The 22,972-nt window shown below is 36.1% G+C and carries 18 protein-coding genes; 10 read left to right on the forward strand and 8 right to left on the reverse strand.

Features of this window, described 5'->3' with window-relative positions; genetic code table 11:
- Position 1 precedes the first annotated feature (1 nt).
- Together waaA and orn are read right to left on the reverse strand one after the other, a co-directional pair.
- Complete coding sequence (gene waaA / locus B6D18_RS01220; protein ID WP_086362778.1) at positions 2-1,270, reverse strand: lipid IV(A) 3-deoxy-D-manno-octulosonic acid transferase; 1,269 nt, start codon at positions 1,268-1,270, stop codon at positions 2-4.
- Positions 1,267-1,839 carry an oligoribonuclease gene (gene orn / locus B6D18_RS01225; RefSeq protein ID WP_065614655.1) on the reverse strand — a complete coding sequence of 191 codons (573 nt, stop codon included), beginning with the start codon at positions 1,837-1,839 and terminating at the stop codon, positions 1,267-1,269. The genes waaA and orn overlap by 4 nt, the downstream gene beginning before the upstream one ends.
- Before the next feature lie 80 nt (positions 1,840-1,919).
- Here orn and rsgA point away from each other — a divergent pair, with 80 nt between their 5' ends.
- Positions 1,920-2,945 (forward strand): small ribosomal subunit biogenesis GTPase RsgA, encoded by a 1,026-nt coding sequence (rsgA, locus tag B6D18_RS01230; RefSeq protein ID WP_086362779.1) that lies wholly within the window; start codon positions 1,920-1,922, stop codon positions 2,943-2,945.
- A 94-nt stretch (positions 2,946-3,039) separates the two neighbouring features.
- On the opposite strand, the gene B6D18_RS01235 is transcribed toward rsgA, so the two are convergent.
- Both B6D18_RS01235 and dauA read right to left on the reverse strand, forming a co-directional pair.
- Positions 3,040-3,585 carry an HdeD family acid-resistance protein gene (locus tag B6D18_RS01235; protein WP_086362780.1) on the reverse strand — a complete coding sequence of 182 codons (546 nt, stop codon included), beginning with the start codon at positions 3,583-3,585 and terminating at the stop codon, positions 3,040-3,042.
- A gap of 187 nt (positions 3,586-3,772) precedes the next feature.
- Positions 3,773-5,446 carry a C4-dicarboxylic acid transporter DauA gene (gene dauA / locus B6D18_RS01240; RefSeq protein WP_086362781.1) on the reverse strand — a complete coding sequence of 558 codons (1,674 nt, stop codon included), beginning with the start codon at positions 5,444-5,446 and terminating at the stop codon, positions 3,773-3,775.
- 192 nt (positions 5,447-5,638) lie between these two features.
- Between dauA and B6D18_RS01245 the strand changes: the two genes are divergently transcribed.
- Entirely contained in the window at positions 5,639-7,018 is a 1,380-nt protein-coding gene (locus B6D18_RS01245) for a histidine-type phosphatase (RefSeq protein WP_086362782.1), read from the forward strand.
- Between the two features lie 54 nt (positions 7,019-7,072).
- Here B6D18_RS01245 and dtd read toward each other — a convergent pair whose 3' ends face one another.
- From dtd to rpsT, 4 genes are all read right to left on the reverse strand, one after another.
- Positions 7,073-7,507: a D-aminoacyl-tRNA deacylase gene (gene dtd, locus B6D18_RS01250; RefSeq protein ID WP_086362783.1), complete on the reverse strand. Its 435-nt coding sequence runs from the start codon at positions 7,505-7,507 to the stop codon at positions 7,073-7,075.
- Positions 7,508-7,514: 7 nt separating this feature from the next.
- Positions 7,515-8,357 (reverse strand): virulence factor BrkB family protein, encoded by an 843-nt coding sequence (locus tag B6D18_RS01255; RefSeq protein WP_086362784.1) that lies wholly within the window; start codon positions 8,355-8,357, stop codon positions 7,515-7,517.
- Between the two features lie 13 nt (positions 8,358-8,370).
- The gene (locus tag B6D18_RS01260) at positions 8,371-8,955 is read right to left on the reverse strand and encodes an SPOR domain-containing protein (protein ID WP_086362785.1); all 585 of its coding nucleotides are present in this window, start codon (positions 8,953-8,955) and stop codon (positions 8,371-8,373) included.
- A 116-nt stretch (positions 8,956-9,071) separates the two neighbouring features.
- A complete protein-coding gene (gene rpsT / locus B6D18_RS01265; RefSeq protein ID WP_034901681.1) occupies positions 9,072-9,335 on the reverse strand; it encodes a 30S ribosomal protein S20 in 264 nt (87 codons plus the stop codon).
- Between the two features lie 230 nt (positions 9,336-9,565).
- Between rpsT and pgk the strand changes: the two genes are divergently transcribed.
- The 8 genes from pgk to rpoC all read left to right on the forward strand — a co-directional run bounded on the left by pgk (position 9,566) and on the right by rpoC (position 22,944).
- Entirely contained in the window at positions 9,566-10,729 is a 1,164-nt protein-coding gene (gene pgk, locus B6D18_RS01270; RefSeq protein ID WP_086362786.1) for a phosphoglycerate kinase, read from the forward strand.
- A gap of 76 nt (positions 10,730-10,805) precedes the next feature.
- The gene (gene fbaA, locus B6D18_RS01275) at positions 10,806-11,885 is read left to right on the forward strand and encodes a class II fructose-bisphosphate aldolase (protein WP_086362787.1); all 1,080 of its coding nucleotides are present in this window, start codon (positions 10,806-10,808) and stop codon (positions 11,883-11,885) included.
- 194 nt (positions 11,886-12,079) lie between these two features.
- Positions 12,080-12,508 carry a 50S ribosomal protein L11 gene (gene rplK, locus B6D18_RS01280; RefSeq protein WP_034884321.1) on the forward strand — a complete coding sequence of 143 codons (429 nt, stop codon included), beginning with the start codon at positions 12,080-12,082 and terminating at the stop codon, positions 12,506-12,508.
- A gap of 3 nt (positions 12,509-12,511) precedes the next feature.
- Positions 12,512-13,213 (forward strand): 50S ribosomal protein L1, encoded by a 702-nt coding sequence (gene rplA / locus B6D18_RS01285; protein ID WP_086362788.1) that lies wholly within the window; start codon positions 12,512-12,514, stop codon positions 13,211-13,213.
- 223 nt (positions 13,214-13,436) lie between these two features.
- Positions 13,437-13,934: a 50S ribosomal protein L10 gene (rplJ, locus tag B6D18_RS01290; RefSeq protein WP_086362789.1), complete on the forward strand. Its 498-nt coding sequence runs from the start codon at positions 13,437-13,439 to the stop codon at positions 13,932-13,934.
- A gap of 58 nt (positions 13,935-13,992) precedes the next feature.
- On the forward strand, positions 13,993-14,361 hold the full coding sequence (gene rplL / locus B6D18_RS01295; protein WP_034884317.1) for a 50S ribosomal protein L7/L12: 369 nt from the start codon (positions 13,993-13,995) through the stop codon (positions 14,359-14,361).
- Between the two features lie 243 nt (positions 14,362-14,604).
- Positions 14,605-18,633 (forward strand): DNA-directed RNA polymerase subunit beta, encoded by a 4,029-nt coding sequence (gene rpoB / locus B6D18_RS01300; protein WP_086362790.1) that lies wholly within the window; start codon positions 14,605-14,607, stop codon positions 18,631-18,633.
- 90 nt (positions 18,634-18,723) lie between these two features.
- Positions 18,724-22,944: a DNA-directed RNA polymerase subunit beta' gene (gene rpoC / locus B6D18_RS01305; RefSeq protein WP_086362791.1), complete on the forward strand. Its 4,221-nt coding sequence runs from the start codon at positions 18,724-18,726 to the stop codon at positions 22,942-22,944.
- Positions 22,945-22,972: the final 28 nt, after the last annotated feature.

Genomic DNA, 22,972 nt, shown 5'->3' on the forward strand with positions numbered 1-22,972 from the left:
GTCATTCCTCAAGATAGTGATGAATAACTGTCAATAGACGATTTAAAGCACCTTGATTATTCTTTAATACTTGATAGGCATTTTCGCCGATTTGCTGACAGCGATTTTCGTCATTTAATAAACTATTTATGGTTAAATAGAGCGAATCAATATCACTATCACTTACCAGCATACCATTAGCATCGATCAATTGTTCGCCAATGACTTTAAAGTTAAAAAAGTGTTTACCGCTAATAATTGGAATATGGTGTAGTGCTGGTTCTAACGGATTATGACCGCCATGCTCAATTAAACTACCGCCAACAAAGGCAATATTTGCCATCCCATAAAGTTCTAACAGCTCTCCCATAGTATCACCCAAAATTACTTGTGTTTCAGATGTTGGATTCTGTTTGCTACTACGTTTAATATAATTCAAACCATTGTCTGCAATTAATTTTTCAACGGTTTTGAAACGTTCTGGGTGGCGAGGGACCAAAATAAGCAATAAGTTAGGGTGATTTTTAAGAAGTTGTTTAAATGCTGATAAAATGATTTCATCTTCCCCTGAATGGGTGCTGGCAGCGATTAATACAGGCCGATGTAATTGCCATTGCTGTTTTAACTGCGTAATATTTTGTTGCTGTTTGTCAGTGAGTTCAATATCAAACTTAATACTACCTGTTACCTCTAAGTGATCGACTGGTAGACCCAATGAGATAAATCTATCACCATCTTGTTTATTTTGGGCGGCAACGGTGCTGATTTTAGCGAGTAATTTATTAATTGCTTTCCCTAGTTTATGGTATCTTTTGGCTGAACGTTCAGATAAACGGGCATTAGCAATGATCAATGGAATTTTTTTGTTATGACATTGGCTAATTAAGTTTGGCCAAAGCTCTGTTTCCATAATTATTACTAATTTAGGTTGGACTGTTTTTAAGAAACGATGTATTGCGCAAGGTAAATCATAAGGTAAATAGACATGGCTAACACTGTCTTTTAGTAATGATTTAACTTGTTTTGATCCTGTAGGCGTCATGGTTGTGACTGTAATGGGTAACCGTGGATATTGGTTTTGCAGTGCTTTAATCAGCGGAATTGCAGCAAGGGTTTCGCCGACCGATACGGCATGTACTAAAATTCCACCTGATTTGACTTCATTTTTGCAAAATCCATAACGTTCTAACCAGCGTTTACGATAATCTGGCGCTTTACGGCTACGCCAAAGTAGTCTTATCCAGACAAACGGTTGAATTAAATAAAGTAAAATCGTGTATAAAATACTCATGATAATTCATTAGTTAGATTAAAAAAGTGTTGTCGGTAATAAACTAATTCGGCAATTGAATCACGAATATCATCCAACGCTTGATGTGAACTCTGTTTACTGATACCTTTTAAAATTTCCGGTTTCCAACGTCTGGCTAATTCTTTAATCGTACTAACATCTAGATAACGGTAATGAAAATACTTTTCTAAATTTGGCATGTAATTAAAGAGAAAACGGCGATCTTGACCAATGGTATTGCCACAGATTGGTGAACAGTTTTCCGGCACCCATTGTTTTAAAAATTCAATTGTTTGTTGTTCTGCTTGCTGTTCGGCAATGGTACTTTGTCGAACACGTTCGATTAAGCCTGATTTACCATGAGTTTTTTGATTCCAATCATCCATAAGTGCAAGTTGTTCATCTGATTGATGAACAGCAATAACTGGACCTTCAGCAAGGATATTTAAATTAGAGTCAGTTACGATGGTGGCAATTTCAATAATACGATCTCTGTTTGGATCGAGCCCTGTCATTTCAAGGTCAATCCAGATTAGATTATTACTGTTTATATTTGATTGTGTAGTCATAATTTGCGGTATTAATTTTCTTTTTAATGCCGAGTAGTGTAGCATAAGTACTAAATCGTTTGAGCAAAAAATTAGTTATCGTGGCAAAAAAACAACTTTCAAAAAATCAACAAAGGCGTATGGCCGCTAAGCATCAGCAGCGTTTAGAAACTAAGCTAGATGAAAATCTGTCTAATTTCTCTGCGCCACAAGAAGGGGTGGTGATTAGTCGCTTTGGCAAATCTGCTGATGTTGAAGATAACACTGGAATTATTTATCGTTGTAGTATTCGTCGTACGCTGCCATCTTTGGTAACGGGTGATAAAGTATTATGGCGTGAAAGTTTAGAACCAAATACTAATGGTATTATTGAAGCTGTTCATCCGCGCCATTCTGAATTAGTGCGACCTGATTTTTATGATGGCGTTAAGCCTGTTGCTGCAAATGTCGATCAAATTGTTATTATTTCTGCGGTATTACCTGAATTATCATTTAATATCATCGATCGTTATTTGGTTGCATGTGAAGCGACTAAAATTACCCCAATTATCGTATTAAATAAAATTGATTTGCTTAATAAGCACAAAAAACAGGAAATTGAGCAGCAGTTACAAATTTACACTAAAATTGGTTATCAAGTTTTATATGTTTCATGTCTATCACAGCAGGGTATTGAACCTTTACAAAAGGTGCTGGATGACAAAATATCGATATTGGTTGGCCAATCTGGTGTGGGCAAATCAAGTATCATTAATTTGCTATTACCTCATGATCAAGCGACGTTAACTGGTGAGGTCTCTGAGATATCGGGTCTTGGCCAACATACCACAACTTCAACTCGACTTTACCATTTACCTAATGGTGGCGATATTATTGATTCGCCGGGAATCCGAGAATTCGGTTTATGGCATTTAGAGCCAGAGCAAGTTATTGGTGGTTTTGTTGAGTTTGATGATTATTTAGGTGGTTGCCAATTTAGAGATTGCAATCACTTAGATACACCAGGGTGTCTATTACAAAAAGCGGTATCAGAAGGAGCTATCGCACCATCAAGATTAGATAATTATCATCGAATTTTGCAATCAATGCGTGAGGTTAAAGCGAAAACCAATAAAAGTTATAAATAGCCATTGCTAATTATCAGATTTTTATTTTTGATATGTTGCGGAATTTTGCTTGCTCACAAGCTGTGTTGTGAGCAATAAGATAAACTATCGCTATTTAGTGATTTTTTAATGCGAAACCAATAGCAATATAGGCAAAACCTTGGAAAACTAGATCGATACCTAAAAACATTCCTAATACCCAAACACTATCATATGGCCAACCAGCTATTAGCATTAGCCCTAAAATGATGTTAATAATTCCCGAAAAAACTACCCATCCCCAACGAGGGATATTGCGATTACTCATTGCTGCAAAAATTTGGCTAAATCCACTAATAGTCAATAATAATGAAATCAGTAAAGTTAGTGCTGATGAGACGGTAATCGGTTGGAAAAAAGCCATCCCTCCAATAAAGATATATAAAATCCCCATGATTGCCCATAAGGCTGTTTGGCCAAAACCTTTGATATTAAATGCGTGTATAACTTGAATGATGCCGGCGATTAACAGCAGTGACCCGATAAAATAAACAGAAAAAACGGTAGCCATGAATTGATAACCCAATGCCAAGCAACCGAGAACAATTAAAATCACACCAATTACAATAAACCAATTCGCTTTATGCTTAACATCTTGAATAGTGTTTTTATTAGTTGTCATATTAATTTCCTATTTTTGTTGTTAATGTAAAGAATTAAACAAGTACTATCTTGCAAGGCTAACTTTTACTTATATTATTTTGGAAAAGGACAAGGTATATAGGTGATGCAAAATACTTAGTGAAAATCAGATACTATGTTTTCACTAAGTATAGTATTTAAGCAATATAATAAAACGAATTTCGCATTTAAATTTTATCTTTCAGTGCTTCATCTAAAGTTGAATAAAACATTAATTTGTTTGGAATTGGTACAATTTTTGCGCGGGCTAAAGTTTTTAATGGTTGAAATTGTAATTCGCAAATTGAGAGATCCACTTGCGCAGGTAATTCATCAATAAAGTGAATAAGCGCATTTAAACCACCTGCATCAAGAATAGGTACTGCATCCCACTGTAAAACGATATGTTGATAACCATTAATTTTTTGGTATAACTCTAAAAAGGTACGCTCAGCAGCGGCAAAGAACAATGGACCACTAATACGTAGTACTAATGTTTTCTCATTTCCATGACTTAATTCGACCAAACGAGTCATTCTTGCAATACGACGCATAAATAAGATAGAAGCTAATACAATACCAATTGTTATAGCGATAACCATATCGAATAATACAGTCAGTGACATGCAAATAAGCATGATTATAATATCATCTTTAGGGGCACGTTTAATAATATAAATAACTCGCTGCACGGCACTCATATTCCATGCAACAATTAATAATAGTGCGGCCATTGCTGATAAGGGAATAAAGGATAATAGTGGTGCAAAACAGATGAGGGCCAATAAAACAATTAACGCATGCAATACTGCTGCAATAGGTGAAGTCGCTCCGGCTTTTACATTTGCTGCTGAACGTGCAATAGCTGCTGTTGCTGAAATTCCACCAAAAAATGGGGCGATAATATTACCTAGACCTTGGCCAATCAATTCACTATTCGAATGATGTTTAGTATGTGTCATCTCATCTAAAACTACGGCACAAAGTAGTGATTCAATAGCACATAACATTGCCATAGTAATTGAGATTGGAATTAAAGCACTTAATGTTGCCCAATCCCAAGTAAAATTAGCATGTTCCCATGGTAAGATAAATTCTGGTAAAACTGGCGGAATACCATGACCAGTAGTATTATCTGCCAATGTATAAGTAAATCGTGAGCCAATTGTTTCTATTTGATATCCAAATTGATTGAAGATTAACATTGTTAATACACCTGCGACTAATGCTGGTAAATGGCCAGAGATTTTCATTCGAAATTTTGGCCAAATGATTAGTACAACAAGTGTGATTAATCCCACAGATGTATCGGCGATATTAATCGTTGGCAATGTCTTCACTAATTCAATAACTTTATTGATATAGCTTTCAGGCATATGTTCCAGTGTTAAACCGAAAAAATCTTTAATTTGCATCGTTGCAATTGTTATTGCAATACCAGAGGTAAAACCTAATACTACCGGTAGAGGAATATATTCTATTAAGCGGCCTAATCTAATTATACCCATTAATATTAAAAATATGCCTGAAAGTAAGGTGGCAATTAATAGGCCCGATAAACCAAATTGTATCGAGACCGGGTATAAAATTACCACAAAAGCTGCCGTTGGACCGGAAACGCTGAAGCGTGAACCGCCTGTAAGTGCTATCACGAAACCAGCAATAATCGCTGTATATAGCCCATGTTGAGGTGCAACACCACTTGCTATAGCTAACGCCATAGCTAGCGGAATAGCAATAATGCCAACAGTTATTCCGGCAATCAAATCTTTAAGAAAACGAGTTGTGTTATAAGGAGTATTAATGCATGACGAAATAAATGCACTACTAATTTTAGTACCAGAAAGGCCATATAATTTCATTATGTTTTAATTCAATTAAATTAGTTGGATAAAATATATAATAAGATAATCTTTTTTTTAAAAATTGAAAGAGTGTTATTAAAATAATTGCATAATCTTCAGTTAAATAATGTTATTAATGTTATACAATTAGCTTAAAAATATTGGTCTGCTATTTTGCTCTTATATTATTAATTATAGTTAGGGGTAATTATGTCTTTTATAAAAAATTTTTTTATTATTCAGCCTGCAAATCAGATGTTAGCTATTATGCTTACGCTTTTTACGCCATTGAGTTTTGCTGAAACGATGATTTCAGGTTCAAAGACTGCATATCAATATAATGCAAGACAATCCCTTACTCCTGCTCCTAGTGGGTATCAAGCGTTTTATATTGATCATATTGGTCGTCATGGTTCTCGTTATATCAGTAAAGCTAAATATGAAGATATTGCTTATAATATTTTAGTTTTGGCGGAAAAAAATAATCAACTAACTGAAAAAGGGAAATTATTATTAACGCAGATTATTACTATTAGAGAACTTAATAAAAATCACTATGGTGAGCTTAGTGATCTTGGACGAAAAGATATAAGTTTAATTAGTCAACGGATGTTAACGAATAATCCAACAGTGTTTAAAGGTCAAAAAATAGCGGTTATTTCATCAACTTCTCCACGGGCTAAAGAAACGGCTGAAATCTTTATTAATACATTCAAAACCAAATATCTTAATCTAAACGTTAATCAACAACCAGAAGATCAGCAAACGTTGTTACGTTTTTTTGAATATTCACCTGCTTATGCTAAATATAAGAAAAATAGAATAATTAAAAATACACTAAAATCATTAGAAAATGATACTAAATCAGTAGAGATGAGTAAAAATATCGCAAGTTTGATCTTCACATCTGATTTTATTCATCAATTGAATAATGGTATCTCGCTATCAGAAAAGTCTATAGTTAAAACGCAAAATTTTGTGCTTGCTGTTTATCAACTTTATCAAGAATTATTATCCTTTTCACCGCCAGTATTAGCCGATAATCATCTTGATTTTAGCGGTTACTTCACTAAAGATCAGTTATTATGGTTTAGTACTGTTGTTACGGCAAAAAATTATTTACAAATTGGTCCTGCTTTTGATAGTAATGGCATCCAAATTAAGATTGCTGCGCCATTATTATTAGATATGTTAACAACAGCTGATAACGCGATAGCTAATAATGATATTGATGCTAATTTACGCTTTGCTCATGCCGAAACTGTATCACCTTTAGCGACATTGATGGAAATTGAAGGTACCAATACAGTAGCAAATCCTGTAACTGATTATCCTTATGTTTGGCAAGCCGATAAAATTATTCCAATGGCAGCCAACATTCAATGGATATTTTATAGAAGTGAACAAGTTGATCAGCCTATATTAGTTAAAGTGATGCTAAATGAGCGAGAAGTCCATTTACCTTTAAAAACCAACAATTATCCTTACTACAAATGGGACGAATTAAAGCAGTTCTATGAAAATAAATTAAATAATTGGGGCCTTACTCACCAAGGATTGGTATTAAAATGGCTGAATAAAATTAAATAAGTGAGTTATATTTATTTAAAAAATTTAGAAGATCGTTCCTTTAAGACTGAATGGTTAAACTTGTAGCCAAAATGTTACTGGGCCATCATTAATCAGCTCTACTTGCATATCGGCTGCAAATTGCCCTGTTTGTGTTTCAATATGCTGTTGGCACTGTTTGACAAAAAATTGGTAAAGTTCATTGGCCATATCTGGCGAAGCCCCTTTTGTAAAACTTGGCCGCATACCTTTTTGAGTATCAGCGGCTAGTGTAAACTGAGAAACAATCAATAGTTTGCCATTAATTTGTTGAACATTGAGATTCATTTTGCCATCATTGTCACTGAAAATACGATAGCCCAGCACTTTTTCACTTAAACGGATCGCTTTTTGTTCATTATCGCCTTGTTCAACACCAAGTAAAACCAATAATCCCTGATCTATTTCGCCAATAATTTGGTTATTTACAGCAACTGAAGCGTGTTTTACTCGTTGGATTAAGGCAATCATTTTTATATTACTCCGATTGGGATGAATGTTTTAAGTGGTCTTTGCTCTGTCTATTGTAGTCGTTGAGTGTTGCTGCAAATTCAGCACCAAATAAGACAATACACCAAGAACAATAGATCCAAACTAGCATAATAGGAATTGAGGACACTACACCATAAATAAGTTGATAAGTAGGAAATGATGTTACGTACAGCGCAAAAGCACGTTTACCAATTTCAAATAATATCGCAGCAACTAATGCACCGATTACGGCTTCTTTAAATGGTACTGATTCGGTAGGTATAATGCTGTAGAGTAACCAAAACCCGACAATAGATATAATAAATGGCAAAGTACTTAGTAGTACATCGCCACTAGCAGCATCGGATAACCACTTTAGTGAAAATATATAAGAGCTTACAGCAACACTTGAGCCAACTAAAATAGGGCCTAAAGTCAAAATGGTCCAATACATAGTTAAGTTATACATGAAAGAGCGTTTTCGTTTGGTTCGCCAGATACGATTAAGTACGTTATTAATAGAGTTAATCAGTAATAGCGATGTTACTATTAAACCGATAATGCCAACCAAGGTCATTTTTTTTGTATTGGCGATAAATTGCTCAAGATAATTTTGGATAGTATCACTAGCAGTGGGAACGAGATTACTATAAATGAGTTGTTTTAATGACAGACTTACTTCGTCAAACATAGGGAATGCTGAGAGTAATGAAAAAATAACTGTAATCAGAGGGACTAGTGCAAGTATGGTTGTATAAGCTAGTTCTGCTGCCGAAGTAGTTAATCTATCATGATTTATTCGAACCCATAACATTACTAAAAATGACTGCATATGCTTAAGTATACCCATAATATACCTTCACTTAGTTAGAAATAATGCAATTATTTATCCCATTATTTTTTAATGTGTTTAATACTTTTTGTGCATCAGTTTTGTTTGTATATGGACCAACAGTAACTCGATATAACTGTTGACTCAAGGTTATATTACCACTAGTACCAGTCATTGCTAGGGATGCTTTTAATGTGTCTGCATTTGTTTTTTCTTTAAATGCACCACACTGTAGTAACCATTTACTATTTTCAGCATTTGTTGATGTAGTAGGTGTCGTAGAAGAATTATTGATAAAACTGTCTAAGATTTGTTGTCTTTCTTTTGCAGCGGAATTGGTTCCACTACTCGCATTTGGTGTTTCTAATTCTTTAAGATAGGTCCAACGTTCTTGTGGTTGTTCAGGTAGAGTTGCTACCGGTGACTCGGTTTTTACTTTCGGACGTTCAATCGGTTTTTCTGGATGATTTGTTGAAAGCAAATATAAAATAGTAGAAAACAAACCAATAATGATAATCGCAAGAACTATCATTAAAGATGGTAATATCCGTGACTTATTTTTTTTAGCCTTTGATTTTGATTGGCTCTTTTTTCTTACATAATCACGTTGAACCACAATATGCTCTCTTTTCTTTTATTCATATAAATTTAAATAACAGTATATAAATAAAAAAAGTGGCTTACACCACTTTTTTTAATTTTCTTTAACTCTATTGTCAACAGATTAGAAAATTAAGCTAATGCTTTAATCTGTTTAATTAAATTCGCTTTATGACGTGCTGCTTTGTTTCTGTGGATTAGACCACGAGCCGCTTGACGGTCAACAACTGCTTGCATGTCTTTGAATGCTACTTCAGCTGTTTGTTTATCACCAGCTGCAACAGCTGCGTAAACTTTTTTAACATAAGTACGCATCATTGAACGGTTACTAGCATTATGTTTACGACGTTTTTCGGATTGAACCGCACGCTTTTTAGCTGATTTGATATTAGCCAAAGTCAACTCCCAAGTTTAAATAAAAATACATATTAATAAGGCGGGGAAATATGCCTGATTTTCTTTCCATTGTCAATGCTGTTACATAAAAAAATTTACTATAAAAAATATAAATCACTAATTTCGAGTAAATGTTTACTATATAACCGATATTGATTGTAACCTAATTAGAAATTTTATGTTAGAATAGCAAAAATTTTATTGTTTTTATATTTATAAGAGGAAGTCTCATGTCTATCATTAGAATGCAAGATCTTGATCTAAAAGGGAAACGTTTATTTATTCGCTCAGATCTTAATGTGCCGGTTAAAAATGGTAAGGTTACTTCAGATGCGCGAATTAAAGCATCATTACCTACTATTGAAGAAGCCATTAAAAAAGGTGCTAAAGTAATGGTTACTTCTCATATTGGCCGACCAACTGAAGGCGAATATAACCCGGAATTCTCTTTACAACCAGTAGTTGATTACTTAAAAGAACATGTTTCTTTCCCTGTTCGTTTAGTTAAAGATTACCTTGATGGTGTTGATGTTAACGAAGGTGAACTTGTTGTTCTTGAAAACGTACGTTTTAACGTAGGTGAAGGTAAAGATGATGAAACCTTATCTAAAAAATATGCAGCACTTTGCGACATTTATGTAATGGATGCGTTTGGTACTGCTCACCGTGCTCAAGCTTCTACTCACGGTGCTGGTAAGTTTGCTCCAGTTGCTTGTGCTGGTCCATTATTAGCAGCTGAACTTGATGCTTTAGGTAAAGCACTTGATAATCCAGCTCGTCCAATGGTTGCGATTGTTGCTGGTTCTAAAGTATCAACTAAACTAACTGTTCTTGATTCTTTATCAAAAATTGCTGACCAAATTATTGTTGGCGGTGGTATCGCAAATACATTCATCGCTGCAGAAGGCTATAATGTTGGTAAATCACTTTATGAAGCTGATTTAATTCCTGAAGCTAAAAAATTAATGACTAACTGTCAAATTCCTGTTCCTACCGATGTTCGTGTAGCAACTGAATTTAGCGAAACAGCTACTGCAACTGAAAAATCAGTTAAAGATGTGAAAGAAAATGAACAAATTCTTGATTTAGGCGACCAATCAGCAGAAGTGTTAGCTGAAATTATCAAAAACGCAAAAACTATTTTATGGAATGGTCCTGTTGGCGTATTTGAGTTCCCTAATTTCCGTCGTGGTACTGAAATTGTTGCTAAAGCAATTGCCGATAGCCAAGGTTTCTCAATCGCTGGTGGCGGTGATACATTAGCTGCAATTGACTTATTTGGTATTGAAGATAAAATTTCTTATATTTCTACTGGTGGTGGTGCATTCCTTGAGTTTGTTGAAGGTAAAAAACTACCAGCTGTTGCAATGTTAGAAGAGAGAGCAAAAGCTTAATATTCTATTTCGATAAGAAGGATGAGCCAATTACTCATCCTTTGCTTTTTATATAAATAAATCTATAGGAATTAAAATGGCTACAAAGATTTCTGATGTCGTTAAACCTGGTGTTGTTACTGGTGATGATGTTCAAAAAGTTTTTCAAATTGCGCGTGAGAATAATTTTGCTTTACCTGCTGTTAACTGTGTTGATACAAATACAATTAACGCAGTAATTGAAACGGCAGCTAAAGTTGGTTCAGCAGTAATTGTTCAATTTTCTAATGGCGGTGCTCAATTTATCGCTGGTAAAGGCTTAAAATTAGATGGACAAGAAGCTGCAGTTTTAGGTGCGGTTTCAGGTGCTAAACATGTTCATCTTATGGCTGAAAAATACGGTGTACCAGTTATTCTTCATACCGACCACTGTGCTAAAAAACTTCTTCCATGGGTTGATGGATTACTTGATGCTGGTGAAGCTCACTTTGCTAAAACAGGTAAACCTTTATTCTCTTCTCATATGATCGATCTTTCTGAAGAAACATTAAAAGATAATATTGATATTTGTTGTCAATACCTTGCTCGTATGTCTGCGATGAAAATGACATTAGAGTTAGAACTAGGTTGTACTGGTGGTGAAGAAGATGGTGTAGATAATAGCCATATGGATAGTTCTGCGTTATATACACAACCAGAAGATGTTGCTTATGCTTATGAGCGTTTAAGCGAAATTAGCCCACGTTTTACTATTGCTGCATCATTCGGTAATGTTCACGGTGTTTACAAACCAGGTAATGTGAAATTAACGCCAAAAATTCTAGATAATTCTCAAAAATATGTATCTGAGAAATTTAATTTACCAGCTAAATCATTAAACTTCGTTTTCCATGGTGGTTCAGGTTCAACTCAAGAAGAAATTGCAGAAGCAGTTAGCTATGGTGTTGTTAAAATGAATATCGATACTGATACTCAATGGGCAAACTGGGCTGGTGTTTTAGATTACTACAAAGCGAATGAAGCTTATCTTCAAGGTCAATTAGGTAACCCTGAAGGTATTGATGCGCCGAATAAAAAATATTACGATCCTCGTGTATGGTTACGTAAAGGACAAGAATCTTTAGTTGCTCGTTTAGAACTTGCATTTAAAGAACTTAACGCTATCGACGTACTGTAAAACTTTTTAATATTTTTTATTGTATATAAAAGCAGAGTAATGAACTCTGCTTTTGTTTTATCCTTCAACAAATAAATGTTGCATTTTTGTATTAGTTGTAGGATAATTTCGCCCTCATTTAACTTAGGGGAGCTGTCTATTTATTAATAACTATTATTAATAGAGGCGTTTGCACCCGAGAGAAGGAAACTAAAATGGCAAAAAAAGTACAAGCCTACATCAAGTTGCAAGTTGCAGCTGGTGCAGCAAATCCTAGTCCACCAGTTGGTCCAGCACTTGGTCAACACGGTGTGAATATTATGGAATTCTGTAAAGCATTTAACGCTAAAACAGAAAGCATGGAAAAAGGTTTACCTATTCCAGTAGTTATTACTGTATATTCTGACCGTTCATTCACTTTTGTAACTAAGACTCCTCCTGCTGCAGTATTATTAAAGAAAGCGGCTAAAATCAAGTCTGGTTCTGGTGAACCGAATAAGAAAAAAGTCGGTAAAGTAACTAGCGCTCAAATTCGCGAAATCGCTGAATTAAAAGCTGCTGATATGAATGGTGCAACCATTGAAACGATGATGCGTTCTATCGAAGGAACTGCACGTTCAATGGGCTTGGAAGTGGAGGGTTAATTCATGGCTAAATTATCTAAAAAAGCTAAACTTATCCGCGAAAAAGTAAACGCAACTAAATTATATGATATCAATGAAGCAATCGCTTTATTAAAAGAACTTGCTACAGCTAAATTTACTGAAAGCGTTGATGTTGCTGTTAATTTAGGTATCGATTCACGTAAATCAGATCAAAATGTACGTGGTGCTATCGTTCTTCCTCATGGTACAGGACGTAGTGTTCGTGTTGCTGTATTTACTCAAGGTGCAAACGCTGATGCTGCTAAAGAAGCTGGTGCTGAATTAGTTGGCATGGATGATCTAGCAGATCAAATCAAAAAAGGCGAAATGAACTTTGACGTTGTTATCGCATCTCCAGACGCTATGCGTGTTGTTGGTCAATTAGGTCAAATTTTAGGACCTCGTGGCTTAATGCCAAACCCTAAAGTTGGTACTGTAACACCTAATGTTGCTGAAGCTGTTAAAAATGCTAAAGCAGGTCAAATCCGCTACCGTAATGATAAAAATGGTATTATCCATACTACTATCGGTAAAGCTGATTTTGATGCAGATAAACTTAAAGAGAATTTAGAAGCATTACTTGTTGCTTTAAAACGTGCAAAACCAGCATCTTCAAAAGGTGTATTTGTGAAGAAAGTTAATCTTTCTACTACAATGGGCGCTGGTGTTGCTATCGATCAAGCAACTTTAAATGCATCTGTTTAATTAATAATTGAACAAAGAATCGGTTGGTGTCTGGCCTTAACCAGACCCCGTCCAAGACCGTAGGTGTAATTGATATTTAATTACTTAATTTTCCTACGTAGACGGTGACAGAACCTGATAAGATATAATACAGGAATTCTGCTCATCGTGATTGTGCTAGCTACATTTGTAGTTAGTTAAAGTAATTCTAGGCTTTGCCTAGTTTAATCCAGGAGCAATACCAATGGCACTAAATCTTCAAAATAAACAAGAAATTGTTGCTGAAGTTAATGAAATAGCCAAAGGTGCGCTATCTGCAGTTGTTGCTGATTCTCGTGGCGTAACTGTAGAAAAAATGACTGCATTACGTAAATCTGCTCGTGAAGCTGGTGTTTATATGCGTGTTGTTCGTAACACCTTATTACGCCGTGTTGTTGAGGGAACTCAATACGAGTGCTTAAAAGATACGTTTGTTGGTCCAACTCTAATTGCGTTTTCAAATGAGCACCCAGGTGCTGCAGCGCGTATTTTTAAAGCGTTTGCAAAAGAAAATGATAATTTTGAGATTAAAGCCGCAGCCTTTGAAGGTGAGTTGATTACTGCAGCGAACATTGATCGCTTAGCAACATTACCTACTTATGAAGAAGCATTAGCTCGCTTGATGTCAACCATGAAAGAAGCCGCAGCTGGCAAATTGGTTCGTACTCTTGCAGCGGTTCGCGATCAAAAAGAAGCTGCTTAATAGTAGTATGATTGTGAATTTTATTAATTAAAAAAATGTAAATTTGGGAAACTATATTATGTCTATCACTAAAGAACAAATTTTAGATGCAGTTGCTGAAATGTCTGTAATGGATGTTGTTGAACTTGTATCTATGATGGAAGAAAAATTTGGCGTTTCTGCAGCAGCAGCTGTAGCAGTTGCAGCAGCTGGTCCAGCTGAAGCAGCAGAAGAAAAAACTGAATTTGATGTAATCTTAAAAGATGTTGGTGCTAACAAAGTAGCTGTTATCAAAGCAGTTCGTGGTGCAACTGGTTTAGGCTTAAAAGAAGCTAAAGACCTTGTTGAATCAGCTCCAGCAACTGTTAAAGAAGGTGTTAGTAAAGCTGACGCAGATGAACTTAAAAAAGCACTTGAAGAATCTGGTGCAGTTGTCGAACTTAAGTAAGTTTATCGATAACAAGCTAATTGGCTGGGGGTTTTATACCTCCAGCCTTTTTGCGCTGTAATAAGTCAAAGAATTTTATTTGAAGATTATCAATAAAAAGTAATAAAGAAATAATATATTTATTAAGCCTAATCAATTGATATTTATAGATATTTTCGATGAGGTGTCAGGCGTTATTATTTCGTAGTACCCTGATGAATATTTAATCATGCTAAAATAGCAGATAAGCAAGTTGAGGAACTAATGGTTTACTCTTATACCGAGAAAAAACGAATTCGTAAGAATTTTGGTAAGCGTCCACAAGTCTTGGATATACCGTATCTTCTTTCTATTCAACTTGATTCGTTCCAGAAGTTTATTGAGCAAGACCCTGAAGGTCAATATGGATTAGAAGCCGCTTTTCGTTCAATATTTCCGATAAAAAGTTATAGTGGTAGCGCTGAGTTACAATATGTGAGCTTTAAGATGGGCGAACCTGTATTTGATGTAAAAGAATGTCAAATTAGAGGGATCACTTACTCAGCACCATTGCGCGTTAAATTACGTTTAGTTATTTATGATAAAGATGCGCCAGAAGGAACAGTTAAAGATATTAAAGAGCAAGACGTCTACATGGGCGAAATTCCTTTAATGACTGACAATGGTACGTTTGTGATTAACGGTACAGAACGTGTTATCGTTTCACAATTACACCGTAGTCCAGGTGTGTTCTTTGATAGTGATAAAGGTAAAACACACTCTTCTGGTAAAGTTTTATACAATGCTCGGATTATTCCTTATCGTGGCTCTTGGCTTGATTTCGAATTTGATCCAAAAGATAATCTTTTTGCTCGTATTGACCGTCGTCGTAAACTTCCTGCAACAATCATTTTGCGTGCGTTAGGTTATGAAACTGAAGAAATTTTAGATATGTTCTTCGAAAAAACTATTTTCGAAGTGGGCAAATCAAAATTAAAAATGGATCTTGTGCCAGAGCGTTTACGTGGTGAAACAGCGTTATTTGATATTGAATCAAAAGGCAAAGTTTACGCAGAGAAAGGTCGTCGTATTACAGCTCGTCATATTCGTGAACTTGAAAAAGATAAAGTAACTAAGATCGATGTTCCAGTTGAGTATATTGTTAATAAAGTATTAGCGAAAAATTATGTAAATCAAGAAACAGGTGAAGTTGTTGCTTTTGCTAATACACCAATTTCACTAGAGCTATTGCTTGAATTAACTAATGCTGGCTATAAGAAAATTGAAACATTATTCACTAATGATTTAGATCATGGTGCATTTATTTCTGAAACCTTAAATGTTGACTCTACTCGAGATCGACTAGGTGCATTAGTTGAAATTTATCGAATGATGCGTCCTGGCGAGCCGCCAACAAAAGAAGCAGCTGAAGCTTTATTTGATAACTTATTCTTCTCTGATGAGCGTTATGACTTATCAGCAGTAGGTCGTATGAAGTTTAATCGTTCTTTAGGACGTGACGATATTGAAGGCGAAAGTGTCTTAACTAAAACTGATATCGTTGATGTAATGAAGAAATTGATCAGCATTCGTAATGGTCACGGTGAAGTCGATGATATCGACCACTTAGGTAACCGTCGTATCCGTAGTGTTGGTGAAATGGCAGAAAACCAATTCCGTATTGGTTTAGTGCGTGTAGAGCGTGCTGTAAAAGAACGTTTATCATTAGGTGATCTAGATTCACTAATGCCACAAGATATGATTAATGCTAAACCAATTTCAGCGGCTATCCGCGAATTCTTTGGTTCAAGCCAATTATCTCAGTTTATGGATCAAAATAATCCATTATCTGAAATTACGCATAAACGTCGTATTTCTGCATTAGGTCCAGGTGGTTTAACCCGTGAACGAGCAGGTTTTGAAGTACGTGACGTACATCCTACCCATTATGGTCGTGTATGTCCGATTGAAACACCGGAAGGTCCAAACATCGGTTTGATTAACTCATTAGCGGTTTATTCTCGTACTAATGAGTATGGATTCCTTGAGACTCCATATCGCCGAGTAATCGATGGTGTGGTGACTGATGAAATTAACTATTTATCAGCAATCGACGAAAGTGAATTTGTTATTGCTCAGGCTAACTCAAATCTTGATGACGATGGTCGTTTTAAAGAAGATTTAGTGACTTGTCGTTTAAATGGTGAGTCTGGTTTATATAGTCCTGAACAAGTTCATTATATGGACGTATCAACACAACAAATCGTATCGGTTGGTGCTTCATTAATTCCATTCTTAGAACATGACGATGCGAACCGTGCATTGATGGGTGCAAACATGCAACGTCAAGCGGTACCAACGTTAAAAGCAGAAAAACCATTTGTTGGTACAGGTATGGAACGTGCAGTAGCGGTTGACTCAGGTGTAACTGCAGTTGCTCGTCGTGGTGGTACAGTACAATATGTTGATGCATCACGCATTGTAATTAATGTTAACGATGATGAAATGTATGCTGGTGAAACAGGGATTGACATTTATAATTTAACTAAATATACCCGTTCAAACCAAAATACATGTATTAACCAAATTCCATGTGTGGAATTAGGTGAAAAAGTTGAGCGCGGTGATGTTCTTGCGGATGGCCCATCAACTGACTTAGGTGAGTTGGCTTTAGGTCAAAACATGCGTGTGGCATTCATGCCATGGAATGGTTATAACTTTGAGGATTCTATTTTAGTTTCTGAGAAAGTGGTACAAGATGACCGTTTCACTTCGATTCATATTCAAGAATTATCTTGTGTATCTCGTGATACTAAACTAGGTGCAGAAGAAATTACCGCAGATATTCCAAATGTTGGTGAAGCGGCTCTTTCTAAACTAGATGAATCAGGTATTGTTTATATTGGTGCTGAAGTTAAAGGTGGCGATATTCTGGTTGGTAAAGTAACACCAAAAGGTGAAACACAATTAACTCCAGAAGAAAAATTACTACGCGCTATTTTTGGTGAAAAAGCGTCAGATGTTAAAGATACTTCACTTCGTGTACCAAATGGTGTTTCAGGTACAGTTATTGATGTTCAAGTCTTTACTCGTGATGGTGTACAGAAAGATAAACGTGCACTTGAAATTGAAGAGATGCAACTTAAACAAGTTCGCAAAGACTTAACAGAAGAACTTAAAATCCTTGAAGCAGCATTATTTGCTCGTATTCGTGATGTATTGATTTCTGGTGGCATTAAAGCAGAAAAATTAGATGCATTACCACGTGAAAAATGGTTAACAATTGGTATTGCCGATGAAAGTAAGCAAGCTCAATTAGAGCAACTAGCTGAACAACACGAAGAAATTAAAACTGAGTTTAACAAAAAACTTGAAGCTAAACGAATGAAGATCACTCAAGGTGATGATTTACAACCTGGTGTACTCAAAATCGTTAAAGTTTACTTAGCTGTTAAACGTCAAATTCAGCCTGGTGATAAGATGGCTGGTCGTCATGGTAACAAAGGGGTTATCTCTAAAATCAACCCAATTGAAGATATGCCATATGATGATAAAGGTCGCCCAGTAGATATCGTATTGAATCCTCTTGGTGTTCCTTCTCGTATGAATATCGGTCAGATTTTAGAAACTCACTTGGGTATGGCAGCGAAAGGTATTGGTCAGAAGATCGATGCAATGCTAAAAGAACAGCAAGAGTTAGCTAAATTACGTGATTTCATCCAAAAAGCTTATGACCTTGGTTTAGGTGCAGCACAAAAAGTAAATGTTGCTGAATTTACCGATCAGGAAGTGATGACATTGGCGCAAAATTTACGTAATGGTATGCCACTTGCAACACCGGTATTTGATGGTGCAAAAGAGCAAGAAATTAAAGCATTACTTGAACTTGGTGATTTACCAACTTCAGGTCAAATTACCTTGTATGATGGACGTACCGGTGAACAATTTGAACGTCCAGTAACTGTAGGTTATATGTACATGTTGAAATTGAATCACTTAGTTGATGATAAGATGCATGCCCGTTCTACAGGTTCATATAGTCTGGTTACTCAACAACCATTGGGTGGTAAAGCTCAATTTGGTGGTCAACGTTTCGGTGAGATGGAAGTATGGGCACTTGAAGCATATGGTGCAGCTTATACCTTACAAGAAATGTTAACTGTTAAATCAGATGATGTGAACGGTCGTACTAAGATGTATAAAAATATTGTAGATGGTGATCATCGTATGGAACCTGCGATCCCTGAATCATTTAACGTATTGTTAAAAGAGATTCGTTCGTTAGGTATTAATATCGAGTTAGATGAAGAGTAATCTTAGCTAACTAAAATGATTTCTATTTATAGGGATAACTTATCAGTAATGATAAGTTATCTAATTGGTTTAACTCCATAGGAGTCAATTGTGAAAGACTTACTAAAGTTTCTAAAAGCACAAACAAAAACTGAAGATTTTGATGCTATCAAGATAGGCCTTGCCTCTCCTGATATGATTCGTTCATGGTCTTTTGGTGAAGTTAAAAAACCTGAAACAATTAACTATCGTACGTTTAAACCTGAACGTGATGGATTGTTTTGTGCGCGTATTTTCGGGCCAGTTAAAGATTATGAATGTTTGTGTGGAAAATATAAACGTTTAAAACACCGTGGTGTTATTTGTGAAAAATGTGGTGTAGAAGTCACACAAGCGAAAGTACGTCGTGAACGTATGGGCCACATTGAACTTGCATCACCAACTGCACATATTTGGTTTTTAAAATCATTACCATCTCGTATTGGTTTATTACTTGATATGCCACTTCGTGATATTGAACGTGTACTTTATTTTGAATCATTTATGGTTCTTGATGGTGGCATGACAAATTTAGATCGTGGACAAATCTTAACTGAAGAACAGTATTTAGATGCGTTAGAAGAGTTCGGTGATGAGTTTGATGCACGCATGGGTGCAGAAGCTATTCAAGAATTATTACGTAATATTGATGTTCAAGCTGAATGTGAAGCATTACGTGATGAACTCTCAACCACTAATTCTGAAACAAAACGTAAAAAGTTAACCAAAAGAATTAAGATTATTGAAGCATTTATCCAATCAGAAAATAAGCCTGAATGGATGATCTTAAATGTGTTACCTGTGTTGCCACCAGATTTACGACCATTAGTACCACTTGATGGCGGTCGTTTTGCAACATCAGACTTAAATGATTTATATCGTCGTGTTATCAACCGTAATAATCGTTTAAAACGTTTATTAGATTTAGCTGCACCAGATATTATTGTACGTAACGAAAAACGTATGCTACAAGAATCTGTAGACGCATTATTAGATAATGGTCGTCGTGGTCGTGCAATCACTGGTTCGAACAAACGACCATTAAAATCACTTGCCGATATGATTAAAGGTAAGCAAGGTCGTTTCCGTCAAAACCTATTAGGTAAACGTGTAGACTATTCAGGCCGTTCAGTAATTACTGTTGGTCCATACTTACGTTTACATCAATGTGGTTTACCGAAGAAAATGGCTCTTGAGCTATTTAAACCATTTATCTACGGTAAATTAGAACGTCGTGGTTATGCAACAACCATTAAAGCTGCTAAGAAGATGGTTGAACGTGAAGATGCAATTGTTTGGGATATCTTAGATGAGGTTATTCGTGAACATCCGGTATTATTAAACCGTGCACCAACACTTCACAGACTTGGTATTCAGGCGTTTGAACCTATCCTAATTGAAGGTAAAGCGATCCAATTGCACCCATTAGTTTGTGCGGCATTTAATGCTGACTTCGATGGTGACCAAATGGCGGTTCACGTTCCATTAACGTTAGAAGCACAATTAGAAGCGCGTGCGTTAATGATGTCAACCAACAATATTCTTTCACCAGCAAGTGGTGAACCTATTATCGTTCCATCTCAGGACGTGGTATTAGGTCTTTACTATATGACTCGTGATAAAGTCAATGCTAAAGGTGAAGGCATGGTATTAACTGGTCCTAAAGAAGCAGAAAAACTGTATCGTTTAGGTCTAGTTGAATTACATGCTAAAGTTAAAGTACGTATAACTGAAAGTCATCGTAACAGCATTGGCGAGTGGGAAGATACAACTTCTGTAATTGATACTACTGTTGGTCGTGCTATCTTATGGTTAATTATGCCTAAAGGTATGAGCTTCTCAGTTATCAATCAACCGCTTGGTAAAAAAGCGATTTCACGAATTTTAAATATTTGTTATCGCCAATTAGGCATGAAAGAAACTGTCATTTTAGCAGACCAAGTTATGTATACCGGCTTTGCTTATGCAGCTCGTTCTGGTGTATCGGTTGGTATTGATGATATGGAAATTCCTGCTAAGAAATTACAAATTATCAATGAAGCTGAAATCGAAGTTGCGGAAATTCAAGAACAGTTCCAATCAGGTTTAGTAACTGCAGGTGAACGTTATAACAAAGTTATCGATATTTGGGCAGCAGCTAATGAGCGTGTTGCTAAAGCGATGATGGATAACTTATCAACTGAAAAAGTGATTAACCGTGAAGGGGAAGAAGAAGTTCAATCTTCATTTAATAGCATCTATATGATGGCCGACTCTGGTGCTCGTGGTTCTGCAGCTCAGATTCGTCAGTTAGCGGGTATGCGTGGTTTGATGGCTAAACCAGATGGTTCAATCATCGAAACACCAATTACGGCAAACTTCCGTGAAGGATTAAACGTACTTCAATACTTTATCTCGACCCATGGTGCGCGTAAAGGTCTTGCTGATACCGCATTGAAAACAGCGAACTCAGGTTATTTAACTCGTCGTTTAGTTGATGTGGCTCAAGATTTAGTTGTTATTGAAGATGACTGTGGCACGTTAGAAGGTGTGGTAATGACACCTGTGATTGAAGGTGGTGATGTTAAAGAACCATTACGTGAACGTGTATTAGGTCGTGTAACAGCTGAAGACGTATTAAAACCAGGTAGTGCGGATATTTTAATCCCTCGCAATACATTACTTGATGAAAGTTATTGTGATCTACTTGAACAAGAATCTGTAGATAGCGTTAAAGTTCGTTCAGTCGTTTCGTGTGATACTGATTTTGGTGTTTGTGCGAAATGTTATGGACGTGACTTAGCTCGTGGTCACTTAGTGAACAAAGGTGAAGCAATCGGTGTTATCGCTGCTCAATCAATCGGTGAGCCAGGTACACAGTTAACCATGCGTACGTTCCATATCGGTGGTGCGGCATCTCGAGCAGCAGCAGAATCTAGTGTTCAAGTTAAAAACAAAGGTAGTATTAAACTGACTAATGCTAAATTTGTAACTAATCCAGATCAGAAACTAGTTATTACTTCACGTAATGCTGAATTAACTATTATTGATGAATTAGGTCGAATGAAAGAAACTTATAAAGTTCCTTATGGCTCGATTCTAACTAAAGGTAATGGTGCAGCGGTTGATGCTGGTGAAACGGTAGCAAACTGGGATCCGCATACAATGCCAGTTATTTCGGAAGCGAAAGGTTTTGTTCGTTTTGTTGATATGATCGATGGCCAAACCATTACTCGTCAAACCGATGAGTTAACAGGTTTATCATCTATCGTGATCTTAGATGTAGCTGAACGTACTGGTGTTGGTAAAGATCTACGTCCAGCGATTAAAATTGTTGATGCTAAAGGTAATGATATCTTTGTGGCAGGTACAGAAATGCTTGCGCAGTACTTCTTACCAGGTAAAGCATTAGTACAATTAGAAGATGGTGCGGAAATTAATGTTGGTGATACACTTGCACGTATTCCACAAGCATCTGTAGGTACTAAAGATATCACCGGTGGTTTACCACGAGTTGCTGATTTATTTGAAGCTCGTAAACCTAAAGAGCCGGCAATTCTTGCTGAAATTGATGGTATTATCTCATTCGGTAAAGAAACTAAAGGTAAACGTCGCTTAATTATCACTCCACTAGATGGTAGTGAACCATATGAAGAGATGATTCCAAAATGGCGTCAACTTAACGTATTCGAAGGCGAACAAGTTGGCCGTGGTGATGTGATTTCTGATGGTCCTGAATCAGCACATGATATTTTACGTCTACGAGGTGTTAATGCAGTAACTCGTTACATTGTGAATGAAGTTCAAGAAGTTTATCGTTTACAAGGTGTAAAAATTAACGATAAACATATTGAAGTTATTGTTCGTCAAATGTTACGTAAAGCAACTGTTATTCATCCTGGTGGTTCTCGTTTACTTGATGGTGAACAACTTGAAGTTTCACGCTTGAAGATTATTAATCGTGAGCTTGAAGCACAAGGTAAAGAACCAATTGTTTACTTGCATGATTTACTTGGTATTACTAAAGCATCACTTACTACTGAGTCATTTATTTCTGCGGCATCGTTCCAAGAAACGACTCGCGTATTAACTGAAGCAGCAGTTGCTGGTAAAAATGATGAACTTCGTGGCCTGAAAGAAAACGTTATTGTTGGTCGCTTAATTCCAGCTGGTACTGGTTATGCATATCATAAAGAGCGTTTGCGTAAACGCGCAATGCCATCTGATGATGTAATTCAACCAACAACTGTTTCAGCTGAGGAAGCTACAGCTAACTTAGCGGAGTTATTGAATTCAGCAGAAGAAAATCAATAAATTTTAGATAAATCGATTAAAGTAGCAC

The sequence above is a fragment of the Gilliamella sp. A7 genome (assembly GCF_002142015.1).
GTDB lineage: Bacteria > Pseudomonadota > Gammaproteobacteria > Enterobacterales > Orbaceae > Gilliamella > Gilliamella apis_A.

Bases quoted from the DNA above. Each gene is read 5' to 3' on its own strand.
- waaA (WP_086362778.1), bottom strand. From the start codon at position 1,270: ATGAGTATTTTATACACGATTTTACTTTATTTAATTCAACCGTTTGTC.
- orn (WP_065614655.1), bottom strand. From the start codon at position 1,839: ATGACTACACAATCAAATATAAACAGTAATAATCTAATCTGGATTGAC.
- B6D18_RS01235 (WP_086362780.1), bottom strand. From the start codon at position 3,585: ATGACAACTAATAAAAACACTATTCAAGATGTTAAGCATAAAGCGAAT.
- dauA (WP_086362781.1), bottom strand. From the start codon at position 5,446: ATGAAATTATATGGCCTTTCTGGTACTAAAATTAGTAGTGCATTTATT.
- B6D18_RS01245 (WP_086362782.1), top strand. From the start codon at position 5,639: ATGTCTTTTATAAAAAATTTTTTTATTATTCAGCCTGCAAATCAGATG.
- dtd (WP_086362783.1), bottom strand. From the start codon at position 7,507: ATGATTGCCTTAATCCAACGAGTAAAACACGCTTCAGTTGCTGTAAAT.
- B6D18_RS01255 (WP_086362784.1), bottom strand. From the start codon at position 8,357: ATGGGTATACTTAAGCATATGCAGTCATTTTTAGTAATGTTATGGGTT.
- pgk (WP_086362786.1), top strand. From the start codon at position 9,566: ATGTCTATCATTAGAATGCAAGATCTTGATCTAAAAGGGAAACGTTTA.
- fbaA (WP_086362787.1), top strand. From the start codon at position 10,806: ATGGCTACAAAGATTTCTGATGTCGTTAAACCTGGTGTTGTTACTGGT.
- rplK (WP_034884321.1), top strand. From the start codon at position 12,080: ATGGCAAAAAAAGTACAAGCCTACATCAAGTTGCAAGTTGCAGCTGGT.
- rplA (WP_086362788.1), top strand. From the start codon at position 12,512: ATGGCTAAATTATCTAAAAAAGCTAAACTTATCCGCGAAAAAGTAAAC.
- rplJ (WP_086362789.1), top strand. From the start codon at position 13,437: ATGGCACTAAATCTTCAAAATAAACAAGAAATTGTTGCTGAAGTTAAT.
- rplL (WP_034884317.1), top strand. From the start codon at position 13,993: ATGTCTATCACTAAAGAACAAATTTTAGATGCAGTTGCTGAAATGTCT.
- rpoB (WP_086362790.1), top strand. From the start codon at position 14,605: ATGGTTTACTCTTATACCGAGAAAAAACGAATTCGTAAGAATTTTGGT.